Consider the following 2,877-nt stretch of genomic DNA (forward strand, 5'->3'; position numbering starts at 1 on the left):
GGGCGAGGGGGGCGCCGAGGCACTGCGGGCCGATCCCTGGCAGCTGCTGCGCGTCGCCGGGGTGCGGCCCGAGCAAGCGGACGGGTTCGCGCGGTCGCTGCTCGGCGCGGAGGCCGGGCCGGACGACACCCGCAGGGGGCGCGCGGTCACCGTCTGGCTGCTGGAGCAGGCTGCGGCGGCCGGGCACACCGCCCTCGACATGGCCGCGCTGACCACCGCGCTCGCGCGGCAGGGCGTGCCGGACGCGGAGACGGCCGTCCAGGACGCCATCGCGGAGGGTGACGTCCTGGTCTTCCAGGACGCCCTGGACGACGGCCCGGCACCGGCCGCGCCCGCGGCTGCGGAGGACGCCGGCGAGGGCGCCGACGAGGCCGAGGAGGAGCGTCCGGTCCGGGTCCTGGTGGGACTCGAGCGGTACGCGATGGCGGAGGAGAGCCTGGCCGACGGGCTGGCGCGGCTGGTGAACTCGGTGCCGAAGGAGGACGGTTCGGGCGCCGACTGGGAGCGCGCGGCCGGTGCCGCGGAGGGATCGGCGGCCGAGCTGATCCGTGCCGTGGCCGGACACGGCCTGGTGCTGCACACCGGGGGTGCCGCCTCGGTCGCCGAACCGGCGGCCCTGCTGCGGGCCGCGCGCCGCCTCGGGCTGCGCGCCTGGGCGGCCACGCACGGCCCGGCCGGCCGGAATTCCTTCGCCGCGCTGCTGGAGGCATCGGACAGCGGGGAGCCGGGGGTCGCCACGGTGACCGGGCTGCTGTCCGGCGCCGAGGGGCCGGGACGGGACGCCGAGGGGGCCCTGGCCCTCGACCTGCTGGTCGTGCTGGACGCCCCGCAGCTGGACGTGGAGGCCGCCGCGCTGCTCACCGAGTCGCTGCCGGACGGTGCCCGGCTGGTGCTGGCCGGGGACCCGGGCGTGCTGTGGTCGGCCGGGCCGGGCCGGGTGTTCGCGGATCTGCTGGCGGCACGGGTGTGCCCGCAGGTGGCCTCCCGGCGGCCGGACCCGGGTCCGCTGGGCGAGCTGGTCTCGGGGATCGGGGCCGGTGAGCTGATCGCGGTCGAGGCCCCCGGCAAGGAGGTCGTGATCGTGCCGGTGCGGGATGCGGGCGAGGCGGTGCACCGGACGGTGCAGCTCGTGGCGGACTCCGTGCCGCGGGCGATCGGGGTGCCGGCCGAGGAGACCCAGGTGATCACCCCCGGCCACGGCGGCGCGGTGGGCACCCGGGCCCTGAACGCGGCGCTCAAGGAGCGGCTCAATCCCGGCCCCGGCCGCTTCGGCGGCTTCGACCCCGGCGACCGGATCGCCCACTCCCCCGCCCCGGGGCGCACGGTGACGGGCCGCGTGGTGCGCGCGGACGCCGAGGGCCTGCACCTGTCGTGCGCGGGCGAGGCCGTGGTCGTGCCGAAGGAGCGAGTGGAGCGGACCGTGCGGCACGGGTGGGCGCTGACCGCGCACCAGGCGGTGGGCTGCCGGTGGCCCGCGGTGGTCGTGGTGCTGCCGGGCGACGCGGCGGGGCTGCTGAGCCGTCCCTGGGTCTACACGGCGTTCGGCCGGGCGGACCGGCACCTGTCGGTGGTGCACGGCGTGGAGCAGGCGCTGCCGCGTGCGGTGGCCGAGGTGCCGGCGAAGCCGCGGACGACCCGGCTGCCGGTGCTGCTGGCCCCGCAGGTCCCGGCGGCGGACGGCTGAGAGCGGCCGCCGTACGGGCCGCGCGGATGCGGGGCCGGACACACCTGCGGCGGTGACACCGGGGTGTCACCGCCGCGGGCGGATGTCCGGGCGCGCGGTCAGCGGTCCGCGTCGAGCGGCTCCAGGTCGTCGTCCCCGTCCAGGTCGTCGTCCCCGTCCGGGTCGGTGGTCCCGGCCAGGGCACGGCCCAGCGCGTCGTCGAGATCGTCGTCGTCCTCGTCGTCGAGGTCGTCGTCGAAGACCGCGCTGACGTCGAAGCGGCAGATCACCCGCTGCGGGTCAGCCCCCTCGAACGGCGCCTCCAGCCACTCGCCGGGTTCGGCCGGTTCGTCCGACACCGTGACCCAGAGCGTGGAGTCGCCCTCCTCCAGTCCGAACTCCTTGTGCCGGGAGGCGATCTCGTCCGGCTCGAACTCGCCGAACAGCAGCCCGAGCGCGCCGTGCACCGTGCCCGACGCCTCCCCGGTCTCCTCGTCGTCGGCGGCCTCGATGCGCTGGGCGTGCGCGCGCAGCCGCTGCGGTTCCGCGACGGCGTAGTCGCGCCGGATCAGCACACTGAGGGCGCTCGGCTCGTCGGGGCCGGTGTACGGCGGCAGCTGGTCCTCACCGGGGATCTCGAAGGGGGTCACCTCGTCGTAGCGGTCGTAGAGCAGTTCGTCGTACGCCTCCGCGGCAGCGGCCAGCTCGTTGAACGCCTCGTAGACGGCCGGGTCGTCCTCCCCCGACCGGCGTTCGACCGCGGCCAGGTGGCGGTCGAGCGCGGTCTTGACCGCCTCGGCGGCGGCGCGTACCTCGGCAGCGGTGGGCTGCGCAGCATCAGACATAGTGCAGACGCTATCCGTACCGGGGCCCAGCCCGCACAATAGATGCGATGCCGGAATACGAATTTGTCGACGTGTACGTGCCGCGCGGGGTCTCCCGCAAGGAGACGGCACGCCTGCTGACCGACCACGCGGAGTACGGGCACTGGGAGTTGTACCGACTGACCCTGTTGCGCGACGGCAGCCGCAAGGTGCGGCTGCGGCGGCGGATCATCCGCCAGGTGCGGGCCACCTGGTGACACCGGGCGCACCGCCGGGACGGCCCGTCCCGGCGGTGCGGGACGACGGGACACGGAGCGGGCCCCGCGGTCGCGGGGTCCGCTCCTCGTCGTGCCGGGTCAGGCCGCGGAGCGCGCCCGGCGGTACAGCACC

At 76.4% G+C, this 2,877-nt stretch carries 3 protein-coding genes; 2 read left to right on the forward strand and 1 reads right to left on the reverse strand.

Annotation, left to right across the window (positions count from 1 at the left end; all coding sequences use genetic code 11):
* On the forward strand, positions 1 to 1,684 hold a 1,684-nt coding region (locus G3I53_RS31685), incomplete at its 5' end, for a helix-hairpin-helix domain-containing protein (protein ID WP_164439017.1).
* A gap of 98 nt (positions 1,685 to 1,782) precedes the next feature.
* On the opposite strand, the gene G3I53_RS31690 is transcribed toward G3I53_RS31685, so the two are convergent.
* Positions 1,783 to 2,508, reverse strand: coding sequence for a hypothetical protein (locus tag G3I53_RS31690; RefSeq protein ID WP_164336652.1), 726 nt, complete (start codon positions 2,506 to 2,508; stop codon positions 1,783 to 1,785).
* 47 nt (positions 2,509 to 2,555) lie between these two features.
* Here G3I53_RS31690 and G3I53_RS31695 point away from each other — a divergent pair, with 47 nt between their 5' ends.
* Positions 2,556 to 2,744, forward strand: coding sequence for a DUF5703 family protein (locus G3I53_RS31695; RefSeq protein ID WP_031108614.1), 189 nt, complete (start codon positions 2,556 to 2,558; stop codon positions 2,742 to 2,744).
* Positions 2,745 to 2,877: the final 133 nt, after the last annotated feature.

The organism is Streptomyces sp. SID14436, assembly GCF_010548465.1.
Lineage (GTDB): Bacteria > Actinomycetota > Actinomycetes > Streptomycetales > Streptomycetaceae > Streptomyces.

What these genes read in the sequence shown, in the direction of transcription:
- G3I53_RS31690 (WP_164336652.1), bottom strand. Translation starts at nt 2,508, where the DNA reads ATGTCTGATGCTGCGCAGCCCACCGCTGCCGAGGTACGCGCCGCCGCC.
- G3I53_RS31695 (WP_031108614.1), top strand. Translation starts at nt 2,556, where the DNA reads ATGCCGGAATACGAATTTGTCGACGTGTACGTGCCGCGCGGGGTCTCC.